The sequence below is a fragment of the Halanaerobium polyolivorans genome, assembly GCF_020711195.1.
GTDB classification, from domain to species: Bacteria; Bacillota; Halanaerobiia; order Halanaerobiales; family Halanaerobiaceae; genus Halanaerobium; species Halanaerobium polyolivorans.
This window is the reverse complement of record NZ_JAJFAT010000005.1, coordinates 25,386-49,660: the sequence shown is the minus strand read 5'-3', so window position 1 is coordinate 49,660 and position 24,275 is coordinate 25,386. Positions and strand designations below refer to the sequence as shown.

At 32.1% G+C, this 24,275-nt stretch carries 24 protein-coding genes; 19 read left to right on the top strand and 5 right to left on the bottom strand.

Going from position 1 to position 24,275, the window contains the following annotated elements; translation table 11 throughout:
- Window positions 1–23 precede the first annotated feature (23 nt).
- The 6 genes from srlE to mgtE all read left to right on the top strand — a co-directional run bounded on the left by srlE (window position 24) and on the right by mgtE (window position 4,879).
- A complete protein-coding gene (srlE, locus tag LJ207_RS12490) occupies window positions 24–1,025 on the top strand; it encodes a PTS glucitol/sorbitol transporter subunit IIB (protein WP_229344550.1) in 1,002 nt (333 codons plus the stop codon).
- 51 nt (window positions 1,026–1,076) lie between these two features.
- The gene (locus tag LJ207_RS04720) at window positions 1,077–1,445 is read left to right on the top strand and encodes a PTS glucitol/sorbitol transporter subunit IIA (RefSeq protein WP_229344549.1); all 369 of its coding nucleotides are present in this window, start codon (window positions 1,077–1,079) and stop codon (window positions 1,443–1,445) included.
- Between the two features lie 221 nt (window positions 1,446–1,666).
- Window positions 1,667–1,978 (top strand): hypothetical protein, encoded by a 312-nt coding sequence (locus tag LJ207_RS04715; RefSeq protein ID WP_229344547.1) that lies wholly within the window; start codon window positions 1,667–1,669, stop codon window positions 1,976–1,978.
- Between the two features lie 34 nt (window positions 1,979–2,012).
- Window positions 2,013–3,008: a lipoate--protein ligase gene (gene lplA / locus LJ207_RS04710; protein WP_229344545.1), complete on the top strand. Its 996-nt coding sequence runs from the start codon at window positions 2,013–2,015 to the stop codon at window positions 3,006–3,008.
- 32 nt (window positions 3,009–3,040) lie between these two features.
- The gene (locus LJ207_RS04705; RefSeq protein ID WP_229344544.1) at window positions 3,041–3,316 is read left to right on the top strand and encodes an HPr family phosphocarrier protein; all 276 of its coding nucleotides are present in this window, start codon (window positions 3,041–3,043) and stop codon (window positions 3,314–3,316) included.
- A 198-nt stretch (window positions 3,317–3,514) separates the two neighbouring features.
- Window positions 3,515–4,879, top strand: a complete 1,365-nt coding sequence (gene mgtE / locus LJ207_RS04700) for a magnesium transporter (RefSeq protein ID WP_229344542.1) — start codon at window positions 3,515–3,517, stop codon at window positions 4,877–4,879.
- A gap of 84 nt (window positions 4,880–4,963) precedes the next feature.
- Here the strand turns inward: mgtE and LJ207_RS04695 are convergent, their stop codons facing one another.
- From LJ207_RS04695 to LJ207_RS04685, 3 genes are all read right to left on the bottom strand, one after another.
- Complete coding sequence (locus LJ207_RS04695; RefSeq protein WP_229344541.1) at window positions 4,964–6,250, bottom strand: iron-containing alcohol dehydrogenase; 1,287 nt, start codon at window positions 6,248–6,250, stop codon at window positions 4,964–4,966.
- Window positions 6,251–6,554: 304 nt separating this feature from the next.
- Window positions 6,555–7,382 (bottom strand): DUF6544 family protein, encoded by an 828-nt coding sequence (locus tag LJ207_RS04690; protein WP_229344539.1) that lies wholly within the window; start codon window positions 7,380–7,382, stop codon window positions 6,555–6,557.
- Between the two features lie 25 nt (window positions 7,383–7,407).
- Window positions 7,408–7,860, bottom strand: coding sequence for a PTS sugar transporter subunit IIA (locus LJ207_RS04685; protein ID WP_229344538.1), 453 nt, complete (start codon window positions 7,858–7,860; stop codon window positions 7,408–7,410).
- A gap of 118 nt (window positions 7,861–7,978) precedes the next feature.
- Here LJ207_RS04685 and LJ207_RS04680 point away from each other — a divergent pair, with 118 nt between their 5' ends.
- The gene (locus LJ207_RS04680; protein WP_229344536.1) at window positions 7,979–8,725 is read left to right on the top strand and encodes an SIR2 family NAD-dependent protein deacylase; all 747 of its coding nucleotides are present in this window, start codon (window positions 7,979–7,981) and stop codon (window positions 8,723–8,725) included.
- 8 nt (window positions 8,726–8,733) lie between these two features.
- Here the strand turns inward: LJ207_RS04680 and LJ207_RS04675 are convergent, their stop codons facing one another.
- On the bottom strand, window positions 8,734–9,486 hold the full coding sequence (locus tag LJ207_RS04675) for a patatin-like phospholipase family protein (RefSeq protein ID WP_229344535.1): 753 nt from the start codon (window positions 9,484–9,486) through the stop codon (window positions 8,734–8,736).
- A 219-nt stretch (window positions 9,487–9,705) separates the two neighbouring features.
- Here LJ207_RS04675 and LJ207_RS04670 point away from each other — a divergent pair, with 219 nt between their 5' ends.
- The 8 genes from LJ207_RS04670 (at window position 9,706) to otsB (ending at window position 18,857) form a co-directional block, all read left to right on the top strand.
- On the top strand, window positions 9,706–10,932 hold the full coding sequence (locus LJ207_RS04670; protein WP_229344533.1) for an MFS transporter: 1,227 nt from the start codon (window positions 9,706–9,708) through the stop codon (window positions 10,930–10,932).
- Window positions 10,933–11,114: 182 nt separating this feature from the next.
- The gene (locus LJ207_RS04665; RefSeq protein WP_229344531.1) at window positions 11,115–12,428 is read left to right on the top strand and encodes a glucose-1-phosphate adenylyltransferase; all 1,314 of its coding nucleotides are present in this window, start codon (window positions 11,115–11,117) and stop codon (window positions 12,426–12,428) included.
- A 290-nt stretch (window positions 12,429–12,718) separates the two neighbouring features.
- Window positions 12,719–14,014 carry an ABC transporter substrate-binding protein gene (locus tag LJ207_RS04660; protein WP_229344530.1) on the top strand — a complete coding sequence of 432 codons (1,296 nt, stop codon included), beginning with the start codon at window positions 12,719–12,721 and terminating at the stop codon, window positions 14,012–14,014.
- Window positions 14,015–14,092: 78 nt separating this feature from the next.
- The gene (locus tag LJ207_RS04655) at window positions 14,093–15,010 is read left to right on the top strand and encodes a carbohydrate ABC transporter permease (RefSeq protein WP_229344528.1); all 918 of its coding nucleotides are present in this window, start codon (window positions 14,093–14,095) and stop codon (window positions 15,008–15,010) included.
- A gap of 20 nt (window positions 15,011–15,030) precedes the next feature.
- Window positions 15,031–15,879 (top strand): carbohydrate ABC transporter permease, encoded by an 849-nt coding sequence (locus LJ207_RS04650; protein ID WP_229344527.1) that lies wholly within the window; start codon window positions 15,031–15,033, stop codon window positions 15,877–15,879.
- Between the two features lie 91 nt (window positions 15,880–15,970).
- The gene (locus LJ207_RS04645; protein ID WP_229344525.1) at window positions 15,971–16,561 is read left to right on the top strand and encodes an MBL fold metallo-hydrolase; all 591 of its coding nucleotides are present in this window, start codon (window positions 15,971–15,973) and stop codon (window positions 16,559–16,561) included.
- Window positions 16,562–16,654: 93 nt separating this feature from the next.
- Entirely contained in the window at window positions 16,655–18,070 is a 1,416-nt protein-coding gene (locus LJ207_RS04640; protein WP_229344523.1) for an alpha,alpha-trehalose-phosphate synthase (UDP-forming), read from the top strand.
- Window positions 18,063–18,857: a trehalose-phosphatase gene (otsB, locus tag LJ207_RS04635; RefSeq protein ID WP_229344522.1), complete on the top strand. Its 795-nt coding sequence runs from the start codon at window positions 18,063–18,065 to the stop codon at window positions 18,855–18,857. The genes LJ207_RS04640 and otsB overlap by 8 nt, the downstream gene beginning before the upstream one ends.
- Before the next feature lie 20 nt (window positions 18,858–18,877).
- Here the strand turns inward: otsB and LJ207_RS04630 are convergent, their stop codons facing one another.
- A complete protein-coding gene (locus tag LJ207_RS04630) occupies window positions 18,878–19,696 on the bottom strand; it encodes a histidinol-phosphatase HisJ family protein (RefSeq protein WP_229344520.1) in 819 nt (272 codons plus the stop codon).
- A 271-nt stretch (window positions 19,697–19,967) separates the two neighbouring features.
- Here LJ207_RS04630 and hisZ point away from each other — a divergent pair, with 271 nt between their 5' ends.
- Genes hisZ through hisC form a run of 4 tightly spaced genes read left to right on the top strand, consistent with a single transcriptional unit; the run spans window position 19,968 to window position 24,270 of the window.
- The gene (gene hisZ / locus LJ207_RS04625) at window positions 19,968–21,230 is read left to right on the top strand and encodes an ATP phosphoribosyltransferase regulatory subunit (protein ID WP_229344519.1); all 1,263 of its coding nucleotides are present in this window, start codon (window positions 19,968–19,970) and stop codon (window positions 21,228–21,230) included.
- Window positions 21,230–21,871: an ATP phosphoribosyltransferase gene (gene hisG / locus LJ207_RS04620; protein WP_229344517.1), complete on the top strand. Its 642-nt coding sequence runs from the start codon at window positions 21,230–21,232 to the stop codon at window positions 21,869–21,871. The genes hisZ and hisG overlap by 1 nt, the downstream gene beginning before the upstream one ends.
- Window positions 21,864–23,174, top strand: coding sequence for a histidinol dehydrogenase (gene hisD, locus LJ207_RS04615; protein WP_229344516.1), 1,311 nt, complete (start codon window positions 21,864–21,866; stop codon window positions 23,172–23,174). Before hisG ends, hisD begins: the two co-directional genes overlap by 8 nt.
- On the top strand, window positions 23,167–24,270 hold the full coding sequence (gene hisC, locus LJ207_RS04610) for a histidinol-phosphate transaminase (RefSeq protein ID WP_229344514.1): 1,104 nt from the start codon (window positions 23,167–23,169) through the stop codon (window positions 24,268–24,270). Before hisD ends, hisC begins: the two co-directional genes overlap by 8 nt.
- Window positions 24,271–24,275: the final 5 nt, after the last annotated feature.

The window sequence follows — 24,275 nt, the reverse complement described above, 5'->3', positions numbered from 1 at the left end:
TTTTTTATAAAGGAGGAAATATTGTGAGTTATAAAGCAGTTAAAATTACTCGATCTAGCAACGGATGGGGAGGTCCATTAGTACTTAAACCAACAGATGAGAAAAATATTGTAGCCTCAATAACAGGTGGTGGAATCGATCCAGTAGCACAGAAGATAGCAGATATGACAGGAGCAGAGGCCAGAGACGGTTTTAAAACTAGTGTTCCAGAAGAAAAAATGTTATGTGTTGTTATAGATTGTGGAGGTACTGCCAGAGCAGGTGTTTATCCTAAAAAAAGAATTCCAACCATTAATTTAACACCAGCTGGACAGGTTGGTCCTTTAGCTAAACATATAAAAGAAGACATTTATGTATCAGGAGTAAAAGAGAAGAATATTTCATATACAGATGAAGAAGCAAGTGTTAGAGAAAGTACTAAGGATGTAGAAGCAGATACTCCAGCAGCTGCAGCTAAATCTGTAGGCGGCAATGGAGGAAATGGCAATGGCGGCATCACAGGATTCATTGCCAATATAGGTAGAGTAATGGGTGGAGTTGTAGGCGTATTTTATCAGGCTGGGCGTGAAACAATTGATCAGTTAATTAAAAATATTATTCCGTTTATGGCATTTATAGCTACTATAATTGGTATTATTAATGCTACAGGTTTAGGTGAGATTATTGCTAATACCCTTTCACCATTAGCTAGTACTTTACCAGGCTTACTTGCTTTAACAGTTATAGCCTCACTTCCATTTTTGTCTCCAATTCTTGGGCCAGGAGCAGTTATTGCACAGATTATCGGTGTAATTATTGGTGTAGAAATAGGTAGAGGAAATATACCACCTCATTTTGCATTACCAGCACTATTTGCTATTAACCCTCAGGTTGGTTGTGACTTTGTACCTGTAGGATTGAGTTTAGGAGATGCAGATCCAGAAACACAGGAAATTGGTGTGCCAGCAGTATTGATCTCTAGGGTAATAACAGGACCAGCTGCAACAATCATTGCTTATTTTGCAAGTATAGGTCTTTATTCATAAATCAATTGTTGAGCATATCATTTTCAGCAAAAATAAGGAGGTTAGTCTTAATTGGAAGCTATATACGAAATTGAGGTCACTGCTTTAGGTGATCAAGTTGAAGAGTTTTTAGAGCAGGATTTAATTATATTATTTAATGACAATGCACCTGCAGAATTAGCAGAGATCTCAGTTATTCACACTACATCAGAACTTAAAGGAGAAATCGAAGCAGGCGATTATATTCAAATAGATGAGAAAAAATATCAAATAACAGCTGTGGGAGAAGTAGTAAATAAAAACATGAGCCGTTTAGGTCATGCTACTTTAAGATTTAATGGCAATTCAGAAGCACAGTTACCTGGTGATATTAATCTTGAAAAATCAAAATTACCTGAAATAAATAAAGGAACTACTATAAAAATATTAAAAAAACAGTAACTTTATATCAGCCGGGGGTTTCTTTAGCTAGAAACCTCTGGTTTTAAAAATATTTATAGAATTTATTAATTTCTTTCTTATTTGTACCATATTTTTGCTATTTTGCTTTAATTATTTTATAATCATTATAGACTCAAATTATACTTTAAATCTTCAACTAAGATTTAATATTAAGCTTGGATAATGATTATTTGATAATTCAATGGGGGTGTAAGTTTAAAATGGAAAAAGTAGATACTACACTTTATTGTGTAAAATGTGATGAAGAAACTCCTCATACTGTAATATATATTCATGATGAGATTCAGCGTATAAAGTGTAAAAAGTGTGATAATGTTCATGGAATAGATAAAAAAGAACTATTAGAACATTATACCGTTGATACAGTAGAGCATATTTTAACTGAACCATTTAAATTAAGTAAGCAGTTGAAAGAAAAGAAATTATCAATAATTTTTTCTCTGCCGAAAAGACTTTTAAGCAAACCATATAGAATAGCCAAAGAAATTAAAGAATTGTGGGAAGAAGAATAAAAATAGATTTTTTCAATAGGAGAGAAATTCAATAATGTCGATTAAGAGTTCAAAAATTGTTTATTCTGAGGATTTTAATCCCTGGTATAATTTAGCTTTAGAAGAATATCTATTAGCTAACTTAGCTGAAGATGAGATCATATTATACTTATGGCAAAATGATAATACAGTAGTAATAGGTAGGAATCAAAACGCCTGGAAAGAATGTCGCTGCAGCCAACTAGAAGAAAGCAATGGTTATTTAGCTAGAAGGATATCTGGTGGTGGAGCTGTCTATCATGATTTAGGTAACTTAAATTTTACTTTTTTAATGGGAAGAAAAAATTATGATCTGCATAAACAGTTATCAGTTATTTTAAAAGCGCTAAGAAATCAAGGTATAGATGCTGAGTTTTCTGGTAGAAATGACCTTATTAGTGGTGAAAAGAAATTTTCAGGTAATGCATTTTATTTTGGTTCAAAAAAGGCCTATCACCACGGCACACTCCTGCTTGATAGTGATCTTGAAACACTTGTTAAGTTTTTAGAAGTTTCAGAGGAAAAAATAATATCTAAGGGTATAGAATCAGTTCGCTCTAAGGTTGTGAATTTGAAGTCAATAAATGAAGATTTAAAGCTTGATATCTTAAAAAAAGAACTGGCAAAAAGTTTTGCTGAAGTTTATGTAGAGCCTAAAGAAATAAAATCCTATCAACCTTCAACCATGGAAGAGCTAAATGAGCTCTACAATAAACATGCTTCCTGGGAATGGCGTTATGGAGCAGGGACAGAGTTTGATATTATTTTTGAAAATAGCTTTGCTTGGGGGCAATTAGAAATACAGCTTAATTTGCTTAAAGCTGTTATCAAAGAAGTTGAAGTATATACCGATTCACTGGAAAGCAGCTTATTTATCGAGCTTGCAGAAAATTTAAAAGGCAAAAAATTTAAAAAGGAAAATTTAATTTCAGCTCTTGAAAGTTTAAATAATAATTATGATCAAAATATTATTTCTGATCTTAAACTATGGTTTAAAAATAGAGATCTTTAAAATTAATTATTTAATAAGAAAGGATGATTTGTTTGTTATTAGAAGAAAAAGTTTTAATTAAAAATAAAACTGGTTTACATGCCAGACCAGCAGCTCAATTTGTTCAAAAAGCTAGTTCTTTTGAATCAGAAATAAATATAATTTTTGAGGATAAAGAAGTTAATGCCAAAAGTATTATGGGAGTTATGAGTTTAGGAGTAGGAAAAGGTAAAGAAATAACTATTAAAGCAGATGGTGAAGACTCAGAAAAAGCAGTAAAAGAACTTGTTGATTTTGTAAATATTGAAATGCCAAAAGAAGATCATTAACTAAAAAATTAAAGAATTTATTGAAGAGACCAAAAAAATTGGTCTCTATTTTTTTGTGATACAATTTGAAACTCTAATAATTCTAATTTTAAGCGGGAAATTTATTAAAGACAAAGAATAATTATAATAAGGGAAAATTATTGACTAATCTAAAAAATATACTTTTAAAATTTAACCATTGAAGGGGGGAGAATTAAATTGTTATTAGGTAATGATATTATTAAAGAAGCTGTTCAAAAAACAAAGCAGCATTTAAAAGCTAAAGAAATGGAAAAGGCTGTCGAAGTCTCGGAAAAGCTGCCTGCTTTGAGGTTAGCAAAATTACTAAGGAATTTCTCATCTGAACATATCTATAATTTTCTTCAACATCTACCTAAAGAGCGAATCTTAGATGTTATTAATGGCTTTGCGGAAGAATATGCTGCAGAATTATTAGAATTAATGCCCGAAGAAGAAAGACTAGAATATTTAGCTAAAATGGACAGTGATGAAGTAGCAGATATATTACAACAATATCCCAAAGAAAAACAAGAAGAGATATTAGAAGACCTTTCTCAGTCTAAACGAGAAGAAGTAGAAAGATTAGCCAGTTATAGTGAGGATACTGTTGGTGCTTTTTTAGAAAAAGATTATCTTTCTGTCAAAAGCGGTAGTAGCATAGAAAATGTACTGGCTGAAATAAAAAAGCTTGCCGATATTATTGATCACAGATCATATGTATATATAGTTAATGAGAATAATAAATTATTAGGAGTTTGTTCATTTCGAGAATTATTATTTGCAGATAGAAAAGCTAAAATTGATAGTGTAATGACAGAAAATATATATACTGCTCATATTGAGGACCCAGCTCATGATGCTGCTCAGAGAATTAGAGCCCGCAAATTAAAGCTGCTCCCGATTGTAGACGAGACAGAAAGATTAATAGGAGTTTTGAGCATGGAAACAGCGGGTGAATTGCTTTCTAATGAAATTGCCGAAGATATTTTGGCTTTGTCTGGAGTTTCCGGAGAGGAATCATTTTTTACTAGATCAAGAGTTTCTATAAAAATGAGACTGCCCTGGATGGTTGGAAATATATTTTTGAATCTAGGAGCTGTTGCTGTGATAAGTAATTTTGAAAATACCATTGCCCAAGTTGCTATTTTGGCTGCTTTTCTGCCTATGATTACAGATATGGGAGGAAATGTTGGTATTCAAGCTCTTTCAGTCTCTATTAGAAGTTTGGCACTTGGTGAGGTGCAAATTAGAGATATCAAGCGAGCAGTAGTTAAAGAAATTAAAATTGGTTTGGTAAATGGATTAGTATTAGGTGTTGTTTTTGCAGCAGTAGCATATTTTCTGCAGAGAAATCTGATTCTTGGTTTTGTGGCTGGAATAGCACTTGGAATCAATGTTTTAGTTGCTGGTGTGGTTGGAGGATCTATGCCTTTTATAATCAAGAAATTAGGCAAAGATCCTGCTCTAATGACCGGTCCTTTTTTAACAACAATTACTGATATAACAGGAGTTTCTATTTATCTTGGTCTAAGTACTATTTTTCTTTTCAGATTATTAGTATAAATAAAAAAGCTTAGCAATCACTATAGAGTTTTATCTTCATAAGTGACTGCTAAGCTTATCTTTTTCTTCTATTATTTTAAAATATTAATATGCATCTTCAAAAATTCTGACTATATCTTCTACACTTCCTTTTCTGGGGTTAGTTCCAGCATTACCATCTTCTAAAGCTAATTTAGCCATCTCTTCAAAATCTTCTCTTTTGACATCAAATTTAGATTCACTTAAAGAAGTTGGAATTCCAATATCACGAGCCAGCTCTTTAATTGCATCTAAAGAAGCTTCAGCTGCTTCTCTTGTTGACATATTACTAGTATCAACCCCAAAAACTTCGGCTATTTTTTGAAAACGCTTTAATTTATCTATTTCATCTTTAATTGCTTTAATTGATTCCTGAGCTTTAGGATTATTGCTTATATCACTCTGATCACTGCCAAAAATTTCAGTAATATTTGAGAAACGCTCTACATCAGTACCAAGATTGAACTTCTCTACATAAGGAAGTAAAATAGCATTTGCAATCCCATGTGGCATATCATAAAAACCACCTAATTGATGGGCCATAGCATGAACATAACCTAGGCCACCATTATTAAAGGCAAAACCTGATAATACAGATGCATTAGCCATATTTTCACGTGCCTTAATATCCTGGCCATCTTCAACAGCTTTGCGTAAATTGTTTGCTACTAATTCAATTGATTTAATAGCTGCTGCATCAGTTAAAGCATTTGCATTAGTAGAGACATATGTTTCTACAGCATGGGTTAAAGCATCCATACCAGTAGCGGCAGTTAATCCAGGAGGTTTTCCAACCATAAGTTCAGGATCATTAATAGAAACATCAGGTGTATTTCTCCAGCTAACTATAACGAACTTAACATTTGGCGTCTGAGAAGTATCGGTAATAACTGTATGTCTGGTTACCTCACTGGCTGTTCCGGCAGTAGTATTTACACAGACCATAGGAGGAGTTTCATTTTCTAATTTTTCAATTCCTGCATAATCTTTGTATAAATCACCATCATGAGTAGCTGCAACTCCAATTGCTTTTCCACAATCGTGAGCACTTCCCCCACCTATAGTTACAATCATATCACAATTTTCTTTTTGGTAAATATCAAGCCCTTCATAAACATTAGTGTCTTTTGGATTAGGTTCGACCTCATCATAAAATGCATAATTTAAATTAGCTTTGTCTAAATAATTAAGAACCTGATCAACTGGTCCACCCTCCATATTTCTTAAAAAACTATCAGTTACTATTAGAACTTTTTTGGCGCCTAAAATTTTACATCTTTCTCCAACAACTTCTACACAGCCAGGTCCCATAAAATTCACAGTTGGCAGCATATAATCATAATAATCGGGCATTAGCACTCCTCCTTAATATAAAATTAAAAAAATCCTACCTGTCTTAATTAAGCATAAAACGGCTAAATGCTTAAAAAACTAATAGGATTTCTCATGTCTCCTAAACTTAAAGCTATTTTTTTGTCTATCGTTGTCATAATATTAACATAATTATTTTATGCAGTCAATATTAATTATATGTCATTTAATTCCAAAAAAATTTTATTATTTTCATCATTAAATTGAATTGAAAGACTAAAAAGCAGAACTATTATTTTTTTGTTTTATTATAGTAAAAAATTATCCTTAACTTTGTTTTGACCAATTATTTATAGCTTACATTAATAAGATTAGCTTTGAAAATAGTGTAATTATCTAAACTATCTTCGTAAATTAACTCAAAAGATGCTGGAACTCTAAAATTATTTTGTCGGATATAATTGCTGTAATTAGCAACAAATCTGACTCTTTTACCAGCTAAAAGAAAATCTTCACTAACAATTGAATTCAGAGAATAATCAGCATTAAATTTCAGAGTATAGTTCATTATTTGATTATTTTTTCTGAGGCTTATTAATACACTTTTATCATCTATAGAATTCCAAGTTATTTGATTATTGGCGAGATAAAAATAAGGAAAATATACTGCATCAAAAATAAAACGAGTTCTTAAAAATTTTTCTGTTTCTTCAGAATAATAAGTGGGCCTATTAATAATACCAAATAGCTTTTTCTCATGTATTTTATTTGATTCTAATAATTTTTCCCGCAGTTTATGAAAAATTAATCGGTTATCATCAATTATAAACTCACTTATATAATTAAATTCTTTTATATCATAAAAGCTTTTTGCAGTAAAATTTCTCCCTTTATCTCTGGCATCATGATAATATAGACCTGAATATTTAAGATCTACATAAGAGGGTAAATTATTAAAATTTATGACACTATAATTTATATAATTTCTTAGAGGCCTTGGAACAGCAGGATTGTTTGGATTTGTAATAGAGAAACTATCTTTAAGCAGATAAGTTGTCTGCATAGAGCTAAGATTTTGGCTGTATTCCCAATCTAAATATAGATTAGATAATAAGGTATAGATAGATAAGGTGATAACCAACAGCAGAAAAATTATAATTGATTTTTTTAACATAATTAGCCCCTCTTTTCATAGGTGTTTAAAATAATTTATAGATTATTTCTAAGACTTCTGTTTTGCTTTCTGCCTTTAAAAGAGCCTTTCTGTTTTTGTCATCTCTCATCTTGCTGACTAATTTTGATACCATTTTGAGATAGTCGGGAGAAAACCCCTCATAATCTGCCACCATAAAAAATAATTGAACAGGTTTTTGGTCAATACTATTATATTCGATACCATCTCTTGATCTAGCAAAAGAAAGGGTTAATTCACTAACTACCTTACTTTTACCGTGGGGAATTGCAATCCCTCTTCCTAAACCAGTAGGGCCTTCTTCCTCTCTGGATAAAATCGTTTCAAAGAAGACATCTTTAGAACTTATTTTACTTTCCTCAGCTAGAACGTCAATGATTTCTTTAAAAGCCTCTTCCTTATTATCACTTTCTAAATTCATTATTATTAGATTTTCATTTATCAAATTTTGAATATCCATTGTGATCCTCCTCACAAAATTCATAATATAATTATATAATATTATTCCAGATTATACAAAAAGGTGATTAATTTTTTTTGAAGAAATATATATATAGCAGAAAGGAGTCTGATTTAAGATGAATAGTTATCAAAAGGCAGCAGATTTAGTTAAACAATCTAATCATACAACTGCATTTACAGGCGCTGGTATTTCTGTACAGAGTGGTATACCTGATTTCAGGTCAGAAAATGGACTCTGGAAAAATTATGATCCTCAAATTTTTTCAATAAGTTACTTATCTCAAAAACCAGCAAAAACCTGGAGTGCAATTAAAGAAATTTATTATGAATTTTTTGTCGATTCTCAGACCAATTCCGCTCATAAGATTCTTGCTGAAATGGAAAAAAACAATTTGCTTGATGCAATAATTACTCAAAATATCGATAATCTTCATCAAGAAGCAGGAAGTGTTAATGTAATAGAATATCATGGGAATTCGAAAAAGGCTATCTGCCTTGACTGTGGAGCTGAATTTAATGACCTAGAGCTATTATTAAATAATATTCCTCCTGTTTGTAGTGAATGTGGAGGCATATTAAAACCGGACTTTATATTTTTTGGTGAGCCAATTCCTCAAAAAGCTCATCAATTAGCATATCTTGAAGCTGAAAAAGCAGATCTTTTTATAATCATTGGCACAGCTGGAGAGGTACAGCCTGCTGGCCAAATACCTTTTTATGCTAAAGAAAATGGGGCAAAAATAATTGAAATAAATCTCAAAAAATCTAACTATAGTGATGAATTGACAAATATATTTTTGAAAGGTCAAGCAGTAGAAGCTTTGCAAAAATTGGCCAATAATTTGGGTATTTCTCTCGAATGATATATTGACTAAAAGTTAATATCCATTTTTCTGGTGTGTTTATAGCCTAAATCAAAAAGTTTATCAGCATGTTTTGTATCCAGGATATGATATTCTTCTAAACCTTCTGGTTCTATAAATAAATCGACAGCATTTTTGATTTTTTCTTGATCTCGATTAACACTTAACTGAAATGTTCTGACTGCAATCTCTACCAAATTATCTAATTTTCTTGTTTTTTCAATCGGCATTATATTTATAGCTATTATTAAATCAGATTGATCTTTTAAGGGCTCAACAGGCAGGTTATCAAGCAGTCCTCCATCTACATAAAGATCACCCTCTATTTCTACTGGAGAAAAGAGTACGGGAATAGAAGAAGAGGCCTGAACAATTTTGCTTAAATCACCTTCCTTAAAATATTTTATTTTACCAGTGACTAGATTAGAAGCTGCAATATAAAGTGGTATTTTAAGTTCTGATATTTTTTCTGCTTCTAGGTGTTCTTCTAAGTTTTTATTAAGGTTGTCTAAACTCATTAATCCATTAATCGGCAATGTAACCTTAGCATAATCAAAAAAATCATTTTCTTTCATAATCTCCATTATTTCTTCTGGTTTTTTGCCGGCAGCGATAAAAGCTCCAACAATAGAGCCCGCACTAACAGCAGATATTAAATCTGCTCTGATACCTTTTTCTTCTAGAGCTTTTAAAACTCCTAAATGGGCAAAACCTCTTGCTCCACCACCAGCTAGAACAATTCCTATTTTTTTCTTTCTCATTACTAAGTACCTCCGCCAATTTTATTTTGCTTAAATTTTTTCTCTAGCTTAATTTTATCACTTTCTCAAGAATTTGCAAAAAATAGTATTTTAAATCTTAAATTCAGTTGGACAAGAAGTAATTATTAATATAAAATACTAATAATGATTCTAATAATTTTTCAGAAAAGCTTTTCATAATTAATTATTCTATAGATAAAAAAGGAGAAATCTAAACTAATGAATACTACTAAATCCACTAAATTGCAGTATAAATTTCTTTTTATTATTTCTACAGCTTATTTGGCAGTTGATATCAATATGCAGGGTTTTATGGCTTTAATGCCCTTTGTTAGAGATGAGTTTTCAATTACTAGAGCCCAGGCAGGTTTGTATTCTACAGCTTATTTTTTACTAGCTACTTTAATTGCTATTTATAGTGGTAGTGTAGTTGACAAAATTGGTTCAAAAAAGGGAATGATATTTGGGGTAAGCTCAGTTGGTGTGTTACTTATTTTACATTCAGCAGCACCTCATTTTTTTGTGCTTTTGATTTTAGCTCTTTTAACTGGGCTTGTTTTTAGTATTATAACTCCATCCTTAAATAAGGCAGTTATGTATAAAGTATCTGCTGAAAATAGAGCCACCTCTATGGGGATCATGCAGATGGGTGGAGGTGTAGGCGGCTTTTTAGGTGCAACCTTTTTACCAGTTTTAGGAGAAATATATAGTTGGAGAATCGCAGTTTTGTTTTCTGGTTCCCTGGCCTTAATAGTTGCTTTATTTTTATTTATTTTTTATCAAGAAGATAATAAAAAAGATGAAGATTATGCATTAAAACAAAAAGAGCAAGCTAGTTTTAAAGAATCCATATCTATTTTGTTGAAGAATAAAAATTTAATGCTTGTCTGTGCACTTGGTTTTGCTTTAGGTACTGCAGTAGGCTCTATACCTGCTCACTATACTCTTTATTTAACTCAAGATGTCAATATGAGCAGGACTGTTGCCGGATTAAGCCTTGGGTTTTTTCAAATAGGTGGAATTGTAGGCCGGCCGGCCTTAGGCTATGTTAATGATAAATTTTTTAATGGTGATAGAAGCCTTGGTTTAACTTCGGTTGCTTTTTCTTTAGTCTTTATTCAGTTATTTTATTCTTTTTACATTAGTAATTTTGCACCTACTACCTACCTTATATATTTTAGCTCATTTTTAACTGGAGTTATGGCCTTAGGATGGATGAGCCTATTTTTTACAACTATTGCAGAGCTTTCAAGTGCAGAATTGACCGGGATTGGTACAGGGGTGGCCCTTGTTTTTTTAAGGTCCGGAGTTGTAGTAAGCCCTCCGATCTTTGGCCATTTAGCAGATATTAGCGGCAGCTATCAATTGAGTTGGTTGGTTTCTGCTGTAGTTTTGTTAACTTTTACAAGTGTTTTTCATTTGATTTTGAAAAAAAATAATGGCTAAATTTATAAAATTATCTAAAAATAATTACTTTAATTTTTTAAAAATTCTTTTTAAAAAAAGGAAGGATTTTCAACAAAATTAGTTAATAGTATATATATGAGAGATTTAGATTTTATACAGTTATAAGTGAATTTTTTTAACTGTATTTGAGAAAGATTAATATAATATGAGGGGGAATTAAAATGGCGAAAACTTTAGCGTTGATTTTGGCTGGTGGTCGTGGAACAAGACTTGATATTTTATCTGCACATAGGGCTAAACCAAGTGTACCTTTTGCAGGTAAATTTAGATTGATTGATTTTGCATTAAGTAACTGTGTAAATTCTAATATATATAATGTGGGTGTATTAACTCAATACCTTCCTCTATCACTGAATAATCACATAGGAATAGGAAAACCATGGGATTTAGATAGAAGACGAGGTGGAGTAACTATTCTACAGCCTTTTAGAGGCAAACCCGGCTCTACAGATTGGTATGAAGGGACTGCACATGCTATTTATAAGAATCGGAGCTTTATCAGAAATCAAAATCCTGATGAAGTAGTAATCTTATCCGGTGATCATGTTTATGCTATGGATTATAGTAAAATGATAGATTTTCATCGTGAAAAGGGGGCAGATTTAACAATAGCTGCTCAACCAGTACCTTATGAAGATGCAAGTCGCTTTGGAATCTTAGATTATCAAGATGATATGAGAATTACTGATTTTGTAGAAAAACCTGCTGATCCGCCCAGCAACTTAGCTTCAATGGGTATTTATGTTTTTAATAAAGATAAATTATTAGAGGTATTAGAAAAATATTGTAGTGAAGAAGATTCTGATTTTGGTCATCACATAATACCACCAATGATTGAAGAAGATAATGTGTTTTTATATGCATTTGATGATTATTGGAAAGATGTGGGTACTCTAGAAGCATATTGGCAGACAAATCTAGATTTAGCTAAGCCTATTCCAGAACTAAATTTATATAATCAAGAATGGAAACTTCATACAAGAAGTGAAGAGAAGCCATCAGTGAAATTAGGTGAAAATGCCTGTGCTTCAAAAAGTTTAATTTCAAATGGTTCAATTGTTAATGGGCAAGTAGAGAATTCGGTTATCAGTCCAGGAGTATACATAGAAGAAGGGGCTGTGGTTAAAAACTCAATTATATTTAATGATAGCATAATCAGAAAAAATTCAGTGATTGATAAATGTATAATTGATAAAGAAGTTGAAGTAAAGGCAAACTGTAAGATTGGTTATGGTGATGATTTGACTCCAAATAAAGATAAACCAGAACTGCTTACTAATGGACTAAATGTTATTGCTAAAAGAGCTACTATACCTGAAGGAACAAATATTGAAAGAAACTGTAGAATATTCTCTTATGTAAATACAGGTGATTTCAATAATCAACATGTTCCTAGCGGAAGTACCATTGTTTCAGAGATCGGGAAAAAAGTTGCCGAAGGAGACGAAGATCAAGTAAGAGAGTTAAATGTATAGATAATATTATTTTCTAGCTCTTCTCTTTAATCAGAGAGGGGCTTTTTTTAGGTTAAGTTTTCATAATATTTTCTTTTTTCAAAAAGGTTTTTTAGTTGATTTAAAGAATATAGTATATAGACTTTAAAATTTAACTTAGCTAGCAATTATCTTTACATTTTACTTAAATTTAACTTTTTTGCAATAAACTTTTTACTTTAATATTTTATTATAAAAATAACTTAAATCAAAGGAGGTGTGATTTTTAATTATTTAGGCTTAATCAAAAAAATAGGGAGTGAAAAATTATTATGAAAAAAGGGATTGTTTTTTGTCTGTCTATACTTTTACTTAGTGCTTTAGTTTTTCTTAGTCCTGTAGGAGCACAAGAAGATCAAGTTCTTTTAAACTTCTATTATCCAGTCGGTGTAGCAGGTCCTCTGGCAAGTGTCGTAGATGAAATGGTAAATGAATTTAATGAAACTCATCCAAACATTACAGTTCAACCGGTATATTCAGGAGACTATGATGATACAATGCAGAGAGTACAGACAGGAGTTATGGGGGGTAACCCACCAGACATAGCAGTTGTAGAAATTTCCGAAGCACACAGTTTATTGCAAATGAATGCCACTATACCTTTAACAGAATTTATTGAACAAGAAGAAGGCGATTTTTTAGAGCCATTTTTTGATGCCTTTTTAGCTAATGGTAATTTATATGGTGAACAGTGGACAATTCCATTTCAAAGAAGTACCCCGGTCTTTTATTATAATAAAGATCACTTTGCAGAAAAGGCAGATGAACTTTTAGCTGCAGGTTTAGATCCAGAAAGAGCACCTGATACCTGGGATGAATTGGTAGCATATGCAGAGGTTTTAACCGATAGAGAAGCTAATAGATGGGGATTAATTATTCCTGGTGGTTGGAATGATTGGATCTTTGAAGCTTTTGCCTATCAAAATAATGGACAGCTTATTAACCGTGAGGGAACTGAAGCTTATTTTACAGATGAAGCTGTTTTAGAAGCTGCTCAGTTCTGGTATGATTTAGCGCATAAATATGAAGTAATGCCTAAAGAAGTTAGGACCTGGGCAGGAAGCCCAACTGATTTTGCTGGAGAAGCTGCTTCAATGCTTTATAATTCAACTGGAGCACTTCCACCTATTTTAAATACAGCTAATTTTGAAGTAGGAGTAGCGTTTATGCCTCAGAATAAAACATATGGTGCAGCTGTAGGTGGAGGAGATTTTCATGTATTTAAAGATATTCCAGAAGCTAATCAAGCAGCTGCCTGGGAATTTATTAAATTCATGACTAACCCAGAAAATGCAGCAAGCTGGAGTGTAGAATCAGGCTATGTAGCTGTACGTGAAGATGCCTATGAAGTTCCAGTTTTAGCAGAACATGTTGAGAATCAACCTGCTAGAGCAGTAGCTAGAGATCAATTAGAATATGCATATCCAAAGATGAGTGCTGTTGGCTATCAACAAATACGTCAGATTTTAACAGATATACTTGATGAGGTAATGGAAGGTGATATGGAAGCAGAAACGGCAATGAATGATGCACAGAATAGAATTCAAGCAATTCTTGATAGACATTAATAAAAATGTTTAAAATACTACCCCCTGATTAATCAGGGGGTAGTAATAAAATTTAGAATATGAGGTGATTGACAATAAATGCTGCATAATATTATTCAAAACTATAAAGATGAATCAGGATTACTTTCATATAAGAGCAAATTTCTTCCATATTTATTTTTAATTCCTTCGGGAATTTTTTTAGTTGTCTTTACTTATTATCCAATATTTAGAAGTTTTTATTTGAGCTTATTTGATAATAATTTATGGATGCCTGAACCACAATATGTGGGACTTGAAAATTTCAGGATTCTTTTTAATGATCCTTTATTTATGCGGGTCATTAGAAATAATTTAATTTATTTAATTGGAACTATTCCGGTAATTATTGGTCTTTCTCTTTTTATTGCGATTTTAATTAACGAAAAAAGCAAATTCAGAGAATTTTATGAGGCATCTATTTTTACTCCAACCTTAGTTCCAATGGCAGCAGCAGCAATGTTATGGGTTTTTATTTACAATCCAGATATTGGTATATTAAACAGAATATTAAGAGCTTTAGGTATCTCAGGTAGAGCCTGGATAAACAGCAGCAGAACAGCTTTGCCTTCTCTAATGATAGTTATGATTTGGAAGAACCTAGGCTATTTTGTGATTCTCTTTTTAGCAGGATTACAAAATATTAACTTTTCATTATATGAATCCGCAAAGATTAATGGTGCCAGCTGGTTTCAAAAACATTTTTACATAACATTACCTTTAATAACTCCAACCTTGGTTTTTGTTATTATAGTTAATATTATCGAATCCTTTAGAGTTTTTGATATTGTCCATATCATGACTCAGGGGGGGCCGGCTAATGCCACTAATGTTTTTGTTTATTATATTTATCAGCAGACATTTAGATACTGGGATTTAGGCCTTGGTAATGCATTAACAACTATCTTAGTAATCGTTTTATTTATAACAATAATTTTAGTTATGAGATCATTAAGCAAAAGAATTCAATATGGATAATATATATTTAAGGGGAGGTAATGAAGATTAAATTAGCCAAAATAAAAGAAAAGATGGGTCATCTACTCGGCCATGCTATTTTGATGTTTATAGCTTTGATAGCTATAGTGCCGCTGATCTGGGCTCTTTCTACTTCGATTCAGCCCAGCCATGCAGTTTTTGGTCAGGGGATTGGCTTAATACCTACAGAATTTAGATTTGAAAATTATTTAGATATTTTAAATGCAGCCCCTTTTGGGACTTATTTAATCAATACAATAATAGTAGTAACCTTTACTGTGATTATGCAGTTGTTGGTTATTATTCCAGCTGCTTATGCTTTTGCAAAATTAGAATTTTTTGGTAGGGATGTACTGTTTTTTATCTTTATTGCACAGATGCTATTACCTTTACAGGCAATAGTTGTACCTAATTATGATGTGATGAGGGTGCTTGGTTTGATAAATACTAGAACAGCTATGGTATTGCCCTTTATTGCAAGTGGATATGGAACTTTTTTAATTAGACAGCAGTTCAAACAAATACCTGAGTCTTTAATAGAATCGGCCAGAATTGATGGAGCAGGTCATTTTACAATTTTAAAACATGTAATGATTCCACTTTCGAAACCGATTATAACTGCTTTTTCTTTAATTAGTATAGTTATTCACTGGAATGACTATTTCTGGCCTTTAATTATTACTGAGACTCCTAGTGTTAGAACTTTAGCAATAGGTTTAGGAATGTTTGTTCAGCAGGAAAGTGGAGCAGATTGGACATTGTTGATGGCGGGAACAATGTTTATAGTAATGCCATTATTAATCTTCTTTATATTTAATCAGCGAATATTTATTGAAAGCTTAATGATTAAATCAGGTATGAAAGAGTAAATTAAGCTTATTTTGATAAATTATTAATTTATGCTAAAATAATAATAGGTAAAAAACTAAATAGTTTAGATTATTATTTAAAAAATAGGAGATGATTATTATTAAACTAAGATGGCTCGGTAATTCTGCTCTAGAAATCAAAGGAGAAAAAAATATTATTATTGATCCTAATTTCTTGATAGATGCAGAAGTAAAGGCAGATCTTGTCTTGATTACTCATGAACATGATGATCATATTGATCCCAGTGATCTGGAAAAAGTATTAAAAGAAGAAACCGAAGTTTATGCACCTCAGTCAGTATTTGCTAAATTTGATCTTGAAGGCGAGGTTGTAGAAGCTGGTGATATTATAGCAGATGAGATTAAAGTATTAGAAGTAGATTGTTATAAGGCGGAATCATCAGTTGCTTATTTTTATAAGGGGATTTATCAGACGGCTGATGCTTCTAAATATCCTGACCCAAAAGAAGAAATAGAAGTATTATTTACAGCTTGTTATAATAGTGATTTTGCGGATTATATAGAAAGTGTAATTAAACTAAATCCAAATCTGGCTATCCCCTATCATTATGATCCTGAGGAAAGACAAGAACTTTTACAGGCAAAAGGATTATCTTCTAAGTTCGAACAGATAGGATGCAGCAGTAAAATAATTGAGATTGGTGAAGAACTAGATATCTAAATTTATCAGGCTTTTGCTCTTCTATTTAATTTCTTGACACTTCCAACTATAACTGTTAAGATTAAAATGGAAAAATTAGGGAGGTTAAAAATTATGGAAGCAGAATTTGCTGATAGAAGACTTGTTCTTGTTTCCAATGGTGAACCATATAAACATTACTATGTAGATGATGAAGTAAAAATGCAAAAATTAGCAGGTGGTTTAACTACTGGCCTTGATCCAATGATGCAGGATGTGAAAGGTCTTTGGATTGCCTGGGGAAGAGGAGAGGCTGATTTTGAAGTAGTTGACCAGGATAATAAAATTAGGGTTCCTGATCAAGCAGGATATACTCTAAAAAGAATAAATCTTTCTCAAACAGAAAAAGAAGGTTTTTATTATGGTTTTTCAAATGAGGTTATGTGGCCTATTTGTCATACCTTTATTTCAAAGGCTAATTATGAGGAAGAATATTGGCAGAGTTACCAAAAAGTTAATCAAAAATATGCTGAAAATATCAAAGAAGAGTTAAAAGAAGATGATCTGGTTTGGATTCATGATTATCATTTAGCTTTAGTACCGGGTTACCTTCAGGCAAAAAAAGATCCTGCGGTTTCGATGTTCTGGCATATACCTTGGCCTGCCTGGGAGGCATTTAGAACAATTCCCTGGCGCAAAGAAATAATAGAGGGTTTATTAGCCTCAGATTTTATAGCTTTTCACACAGACTTGTTTGTTTATAACTTTTTAAGTTGTGCCAAAAAAATTGGTGCAGAAGTTGATTTTGAAAATAAGATTATAACTCATCAGGGATCTGAAACAAAAGTTAAAAGTATTCCTTTGGGGATTGATTATCAAAGTTTTGCCGAATTAGCTCATAATGAAGATTATTTAAAAAAGACAGAAGCTGTTAAGAAAAGTTATAATACAGAAAAATTAATTTTTGCAGTTGATAGATTAGATTATACCAAAGGAATAGAAGAAAGATTAAACGCTGTTGATAAGTTCTTTGCAAAATATCCTGAATATATTGGTGAAGTTACAATAGTTCAGAGGGTTGCTCCTAGTAGGACCGAGGTTGAAGAATATCAGCAGATGAAAGAAAGAATAGACAAAAAAATTGCTGAAATTAATGGTAAATATCAAAAAGATGATTGGACACCAATTAAATACTTTTATGGCTCTGTGCCTCAGGAAGAACTTTTGCCATATTATAAAGCTGCAGATGTAGGATTAATAACTGCTTCTATTGATGGCATGAATTTAGTGGCAAAAGAATATCTAGCTGTACAGGATAATGGTGTTCTAATTCTTTCCGAATTTGCAGGAGCAGCACAGTATTTAGACAGTGCAATAAAAGTTAACCCCTATCATAGAGAAGAATTAGCAGATGGTATTTATCAGGCATTGGAAATGGATGAAGCGGAAAAGAAAAAGAGATTGAAGTCTGCTAAAGAAGATCTTAGCTATTATGATATTAATTGGTGGCGTGATCATTTCCTTGAAAATTGGTTGGATTGTTATGAATAAAAAATATGCTTTAAAAAATAAGTATTGGCAGGAGATTAGGCAAAAGATTTTAAGGGCTGATCATATTCTTTTCTTTTCTGATTATGATGGAACTTTAGCACCCTTTAATCCTGTTCCAGCAGAGGCAGATGCACTAACAGAAGCAGTCGAAAGTCTCAAACTCATTGCCGAAAAAGAAAAATATTATCTTAGTCTGGTTTCAGGGCGGCAATTAAGTGATTTAAAAAATATGTTAAAGCTTGAAAAAGCAAATTATGCAGGTAGTCACGGCCTTGAAATCGAATTATTTATAAGTGATGAGATAATATATCCCTTTTCAGAACAGAATATAGATCAAAAAAGCAAAGAAATTTATCAAGATATAAAAGAAAAATATCAGGCTAAAGCTCAGCTTGAAGTTGAAGATAAAGGCTTTGGAATGGCTCTTCACTGTAGTGATGAAATTACAAAAAAAGAAATTAGAGATGAGCTTAATGAAAAGTTCGCAGAAAAAAATTATCAGGTACTAGCAGGGCGCAAAATTGTGGAAATAAGGCCTCAAGCTTGGAATAAGGGTAAAGCCGTTAATTTCATAGCTGGGAAAATCAGTGACAAATTTGCACTTGAAAACTATTTAAAAATTTATATTGGTGATGATAGAACAGATGAAGATGCATTTCAAGTGATTGATGAAGGAATAAGCATTTATGTACAAAATGAAGATGATTTAAATACAGAGGCAGAATATTATCTTAAAGATCCCCATGATACAGCAGAATTATTGAAATTATTAGCAGGAGAAGCTTAGTCCTCCTGCTTTTTTTGTTTTTAAAGCGCAAAATCTTCAATTTTGTGAAACTCTGGCTGCATATTATTAAAAGTTGCTAATTCTTTAAAACCTATTTCCTGCAATTTTTTACTGGTATAAGAAAATTTCCGAGCAATTTTATCTGGGCTGTGACTGTCAGAACCAATGGTTAATATTTTACCTCCCAGGTCTTTATAGAGTCTTAAGATTTTAAAACTAGGCATAGGATCTCTGCCATCAATTCTATATCCAGCAGTGTTAACTTCAATTCCCTTATTTTTTTGGATGATTACTTTTAAAATTTCTGCTATTATTTCAGCAGCCTCTTGATTTTCCATTAAATCAGCTTTGCTTCCATAATCACCATAATCTCTAATTATATCCAGGTGACCTATCACATTATAGTTTTCATAAGCTTTAACTACTGCATAGACTGTTTTTAAATACCGAATATATGCTTCCCACTGACTGTAGCCTGCAAAAAAGTCTCGATTATAAAGATCTTTTTTTTCTGCAGTATGGAATGAAGCAATTACAAAATCAAAATCATCAGCTATGTATTGATTGCATTGCTCAAAAATATGCAGCTGAACCCCCAATTCAATACCTTTTTTGATTTTAATTTTATCTTTATATTTATTCTGCATTTTTTCTAATTCAGATAAATATTGAGCTTTATCAATTAAAAATTCTATTGTATCATCTTTATAATCTATATCATGATGGTCTGTGATTGCTATTTCATCTAAACCCATTTCAACTGCTGATTCAATTAGTTCTTTCATATTCATTTGAGAATCAGTAGAGAAATGAGAATGCAGATGATAATCAAAAAACATCTTTAACCCCCTCCATTATCAAGAATTCTTATTATTTACTATATTTATCATAGCATATATTTGAAATAAAGTGAATTGTATTTTAAAATTGATTTAAATAATCGAATATATTATTGCAATATAATTGTCTTAGCAAATAGTTTTAAAATTTAGACATATTTAAACTTTATTAAAAGACTTGACAGAGTGGGTTAATATAAATATAATATATACAACACTTTATTACTTTAGCATGTTAAAGGACTAAATTAAAATACAGGGGGATAAATAGATGAATGCATTTGTAGAAGGAGTAAGAGATATTTTACCAGCTGAATTAAGAAGGAGAAAAACCATTTATGAAGCAATTAGAAATGTTTTTGAGGCTAATGCCTATAGGGAAGTTATGACCCCAACATTAGAATCAATAGAACTTTATACAGGTGTAGAAGGATTGGTTGAAAAAAATGAAATGTTTAAAGTAGTAGATGATAAAGGTCAAATTTTAGTTTTGAGGCCAGATTTAACGATGCCGATTGCTCGTTTAGCAGCCAGCAGATTTCAGGACAGTCCTCGTCCATTAAAATTTTCTTATCTCAGTTCTGCTTATCAATCCCGCAATAGCCAGAGCCTAAGTCTCAAAGAAAAAACTCAGGCTGGAGTGGAGTTAATTGGCTGTGATTCCTTAGAATCTGATTTAGAAATTATTATACTATTAATTAGAACAATGGAGGCTGTTATGGTTGAAGAACCTTTAATTGATATCGGCCATGCGGATTTAATTAATGAAATTTTTGCTGATTTAAAAATAGAAGATGAGCATACAGCTGCTTTAAGAAAATTATTAGCAGCTAAAAATAAAGTAGGAATTAAAAATTATCTTAAAAAAGTTGATCTCAAGCAGGAAGCCGAGAATGTTCTTTTAAGATTACCCACACTTTTTGGTGATCCGAAAAGTGTTGTTGCCGAGTTAGAAGCAATGCCGCTTTCAGATGAAACTATAAATGTATTAGAAAGTTTAGAAGAGCTTTTTAATAGATTAGAAGAATTTGATTTGCTGCAGTATATAACTTTTGATCCAATGTTGATCTCGAGACATGGTTATTATACCGGGATTATCTTTAAGGGTTATGCTAGAGGTTATAGTAATTTGCTGGCAAGTGGAGGTCGCTATGACAACCTAACCGAAAAATTCGGTATAAAAGAAGCAGCAGTTGGTTTTGCAGTAGAAATTGAAAATCTGCTTGATTATTTAAGTAGAACCGAGAATTTTATTGAAAGTGAAGAAAAAAGCTTTGTGGTTTCTTATCAAGAAAAATCTGATTTAAAAGCTGCCTATGAACTTGCGGAAGCCTTAAGAGAGCTTAACTATACTGCAGAATTATTAAATGATGTTGATCAGGACTATCTAGATTTTCAACAAATAGAATACCATATAGATATAAAAGAAGCAGACTTAAATCTTTATCGAAATAATGGAGCCCAAAGTAAAATTGCTCGCGAGCAAGATCAATTATTAAATCTTGTTCTAAAGAAAATAGAGGAGTGGGAATAATGGAGAATCTTTGTATTGCTATGGCAAAAGGTAGGCTGGCCAAAGAAGCTGTAAAACTGTTTAGAAAAGCTGGCTATAACCTACCTGAAAATGTGCTTAAATCACGTAAGTTAATTTTTGAATTCGCAGAAGAAAACTTTGAGATAATCCTTGTTAAACCAGCTGATGTACCAATTTATGTGGAATATGGTACAGCAGATCTAGGCATAGTTGGCAAAGATACTTTATTAGAAGAAAACAGAGATCTTTATGAAGTTCTTGATTTAAAATATGGTGCTTGCCGTTTTGCTTTGGCTGGATTACCCAATAGAAGTGAAACATTATTAGAAAGAAAAGTAGCTACTAAATATCCGGATTTTACCCGCCGTTATTTTAGAAGCCGTGGAGAGCCTGTTGAAGTTATTAAACTTAATGGATCAATTGAACTTGCTCCTTTAACAGGTCTAGCAGACACTATACTTGATATTGTTGAAACAGGCAGAACCTTAAAAGAAAATGGTCTGGTGGTTTATGAAAATGTTAGAGAACTATCAGCTAGATTAGTGGTAAATAAGGTTAGCATGAAAACCAGACAGGATGAAATTTCAAAAATTATTGAGTCGCTTGATAGAGTATTAACTGAGGAGGAAAATAATGATTAAGAAAATAATAGATGGCAGAAAAAACATTAATCAAGTTAAAGAGCTTTTAGACAGTCGTTCTGGGGATAATTTAGAAGAATATCGGGAAATAGCTGCCGAGATATTGAAAAATGTCAAAGCTAATGGTGACCAAGCAGTTTTAGATTATACTGCCCGTTTTGATGGAATCGAATTTAAGGCTGCAGATTTAGAAGTCCAAGCATCAGAAATTGACAAAGCTTTGAAAGCAGTTGATAATGATTTTTTAAAAGCATTAGAAAATGCAGCGGCAAATATTGAAGCATTTCATTCTGAACAAAAAACATCATCTTGGCAGAAACAGAAAAAGCCAGGTATTATTACAGGCCAGGTCTGTAGAGCCCTCAAAAAAGCAGCAGTTTATGTTCCTGGAGGAAGAGCAGCTTATCCTTCTTCTGTATTGATGACCGTTATCCCAGCAAAAGTTGCCGGGGTAGAAGAAATAATTATGTTAACTCCACCAGATAAAAATGGAGAAGTTAGTGATGTTATTTTAGCTGCCGCAAGTATTGCTGGTGCAGATAAAATATTTAAACTTGGAGGGGCACAGGCTGTTGGTGCAGCTGCTTATGGTACTGAAACTATTCCAGCAGTTGATATTATTGTTGGCCCTGGTAATATATATGTTTCAATGGCTAAAGAACTTGTTTTTGGTCAGGTTAAAATTGATATGATTGCTGGCCCTAGCGAAATAATGATTATGGCAGAAAAAGATTCTAACCCTGCCTACATAGCAGCTGATTTAATGAGTCAGGCAGAACATGACCCCCTAGCATCTTCAATTTTAGTTACTGATGCAGCTGAATTGATTCCTGAGGTTGAGAAAGAATTAGAAGAGCAAATAAAAAATATGAGCAAAAAAGATATTATTGAAGAATCATTAAAAAATTATGGTTTAATGATTACAGTTAATAACCAGCAAGAAGCTGTAGAAATGATTAATTTAGTTGCACCAGAACACCTTGAATTAGCAGTCAAAAATCCTTTTGAGATTCTCCCTTCTATAGAAAACGCTGGTTCAATATTTTTAGGCGAATATACACCAGAACCTATTGGAGATTATTATGCAGGACCAAATCATGTTCTTCCTACTAACTCTACAGCAAGATTTTTCTCGCCTCTTTCTGTAAGGGACTTTGTTAAATACTCAGGTTTTATTCATTACAGTAAAGAAGCTTTAGAGGAAGCCAGCCAAGATGTAATTTGTCTTGCTGAAGGAGAAGGGCTTGATTCCCATGCTAATTCAATTAGAATCAGAACAGAAAAAGGTGAAAAAAGTGAGTGATAAACAAAAAGATAAAAAAGTAAAAATTAAAGAGAAGTTGAGAGAAGAGGTGCGCTCAATTTCTCCCTATTATGGTGAAAAAGATGATTTTGAGGTTAAAATAAACCTGGCAGGTAATGAGTCTCCTTTTGATATTCCGACCGAAATAAAAGATAAGTTTATAAAAGAATTTCAAAAAAATGATATTAATCGTTATCCAGAAATATATTCAGAAAAGATTCATCAGGAATTAGCAGATTATTTAAGCAGAGAATTAAACAAAGAAGTAAGTACAGAAGAAGTCATTGTTGGCAATGGTTCAGATGAATTACTGGATATTTTAATTAGAACTTTTGTGGATAAAGGTGATATAGTATTATCACAGACACCAACCTTTTCTATGTATCAATATTTTACTGAACTAGGTGGTGGAGTATATGAGGAAATCCCTTTAAATAAGGATTTTACGATTGAAAATATTAAAGCCAAAATTGATCAATTAGAGCCAAAAATAATTTTCTTCTGTTCACCGAATAATCCAACTGGTGAATTATTGGCTAAAGATTTAATTCTCTCTATAAGCGAATATTTTTCAGGACCAGTTATTGTTGATGAAGCATATGCAGATTTCAGCAGTGAAGATCTAATGGATGAAGTAGACAAACATCTAAATTTAGCTGTAACTAGGACTTTTTCCAAAGCATATGGTCTAGCCGGAATTAGACTTGGCTATTTATATGCTAATCCTGTTTTAGTTGAAGAACTCAAAAAAGTATTGAAACCCTATAATTTAAATACCCTAACTGATATTTTAGCTTGTATAGTTTTAAATAATGATGATATCATAAAAGAGAGAATAGAATTTATAAAAAAGGAAAGAGCAAGAGTTTATAAAAAACTAGCTGCTTATTCTAAGTGGGATGTTTTTCCTTCAGAAGCTAATTTTATTTATCTTGAAGGTGAAAAAACTCATCTATTTAAAAAAGCTTTAAATCAAGCTGGGATAAAAATCAGATCATATAATACTGACCCAGCTGCAGTTCGGATTACTATTGGTAGTAAAGAAGAAAACAATGCTGTTCTCAGAGTTTTGGAGGAGTTTAAACAGAAAAATTAAGGAGT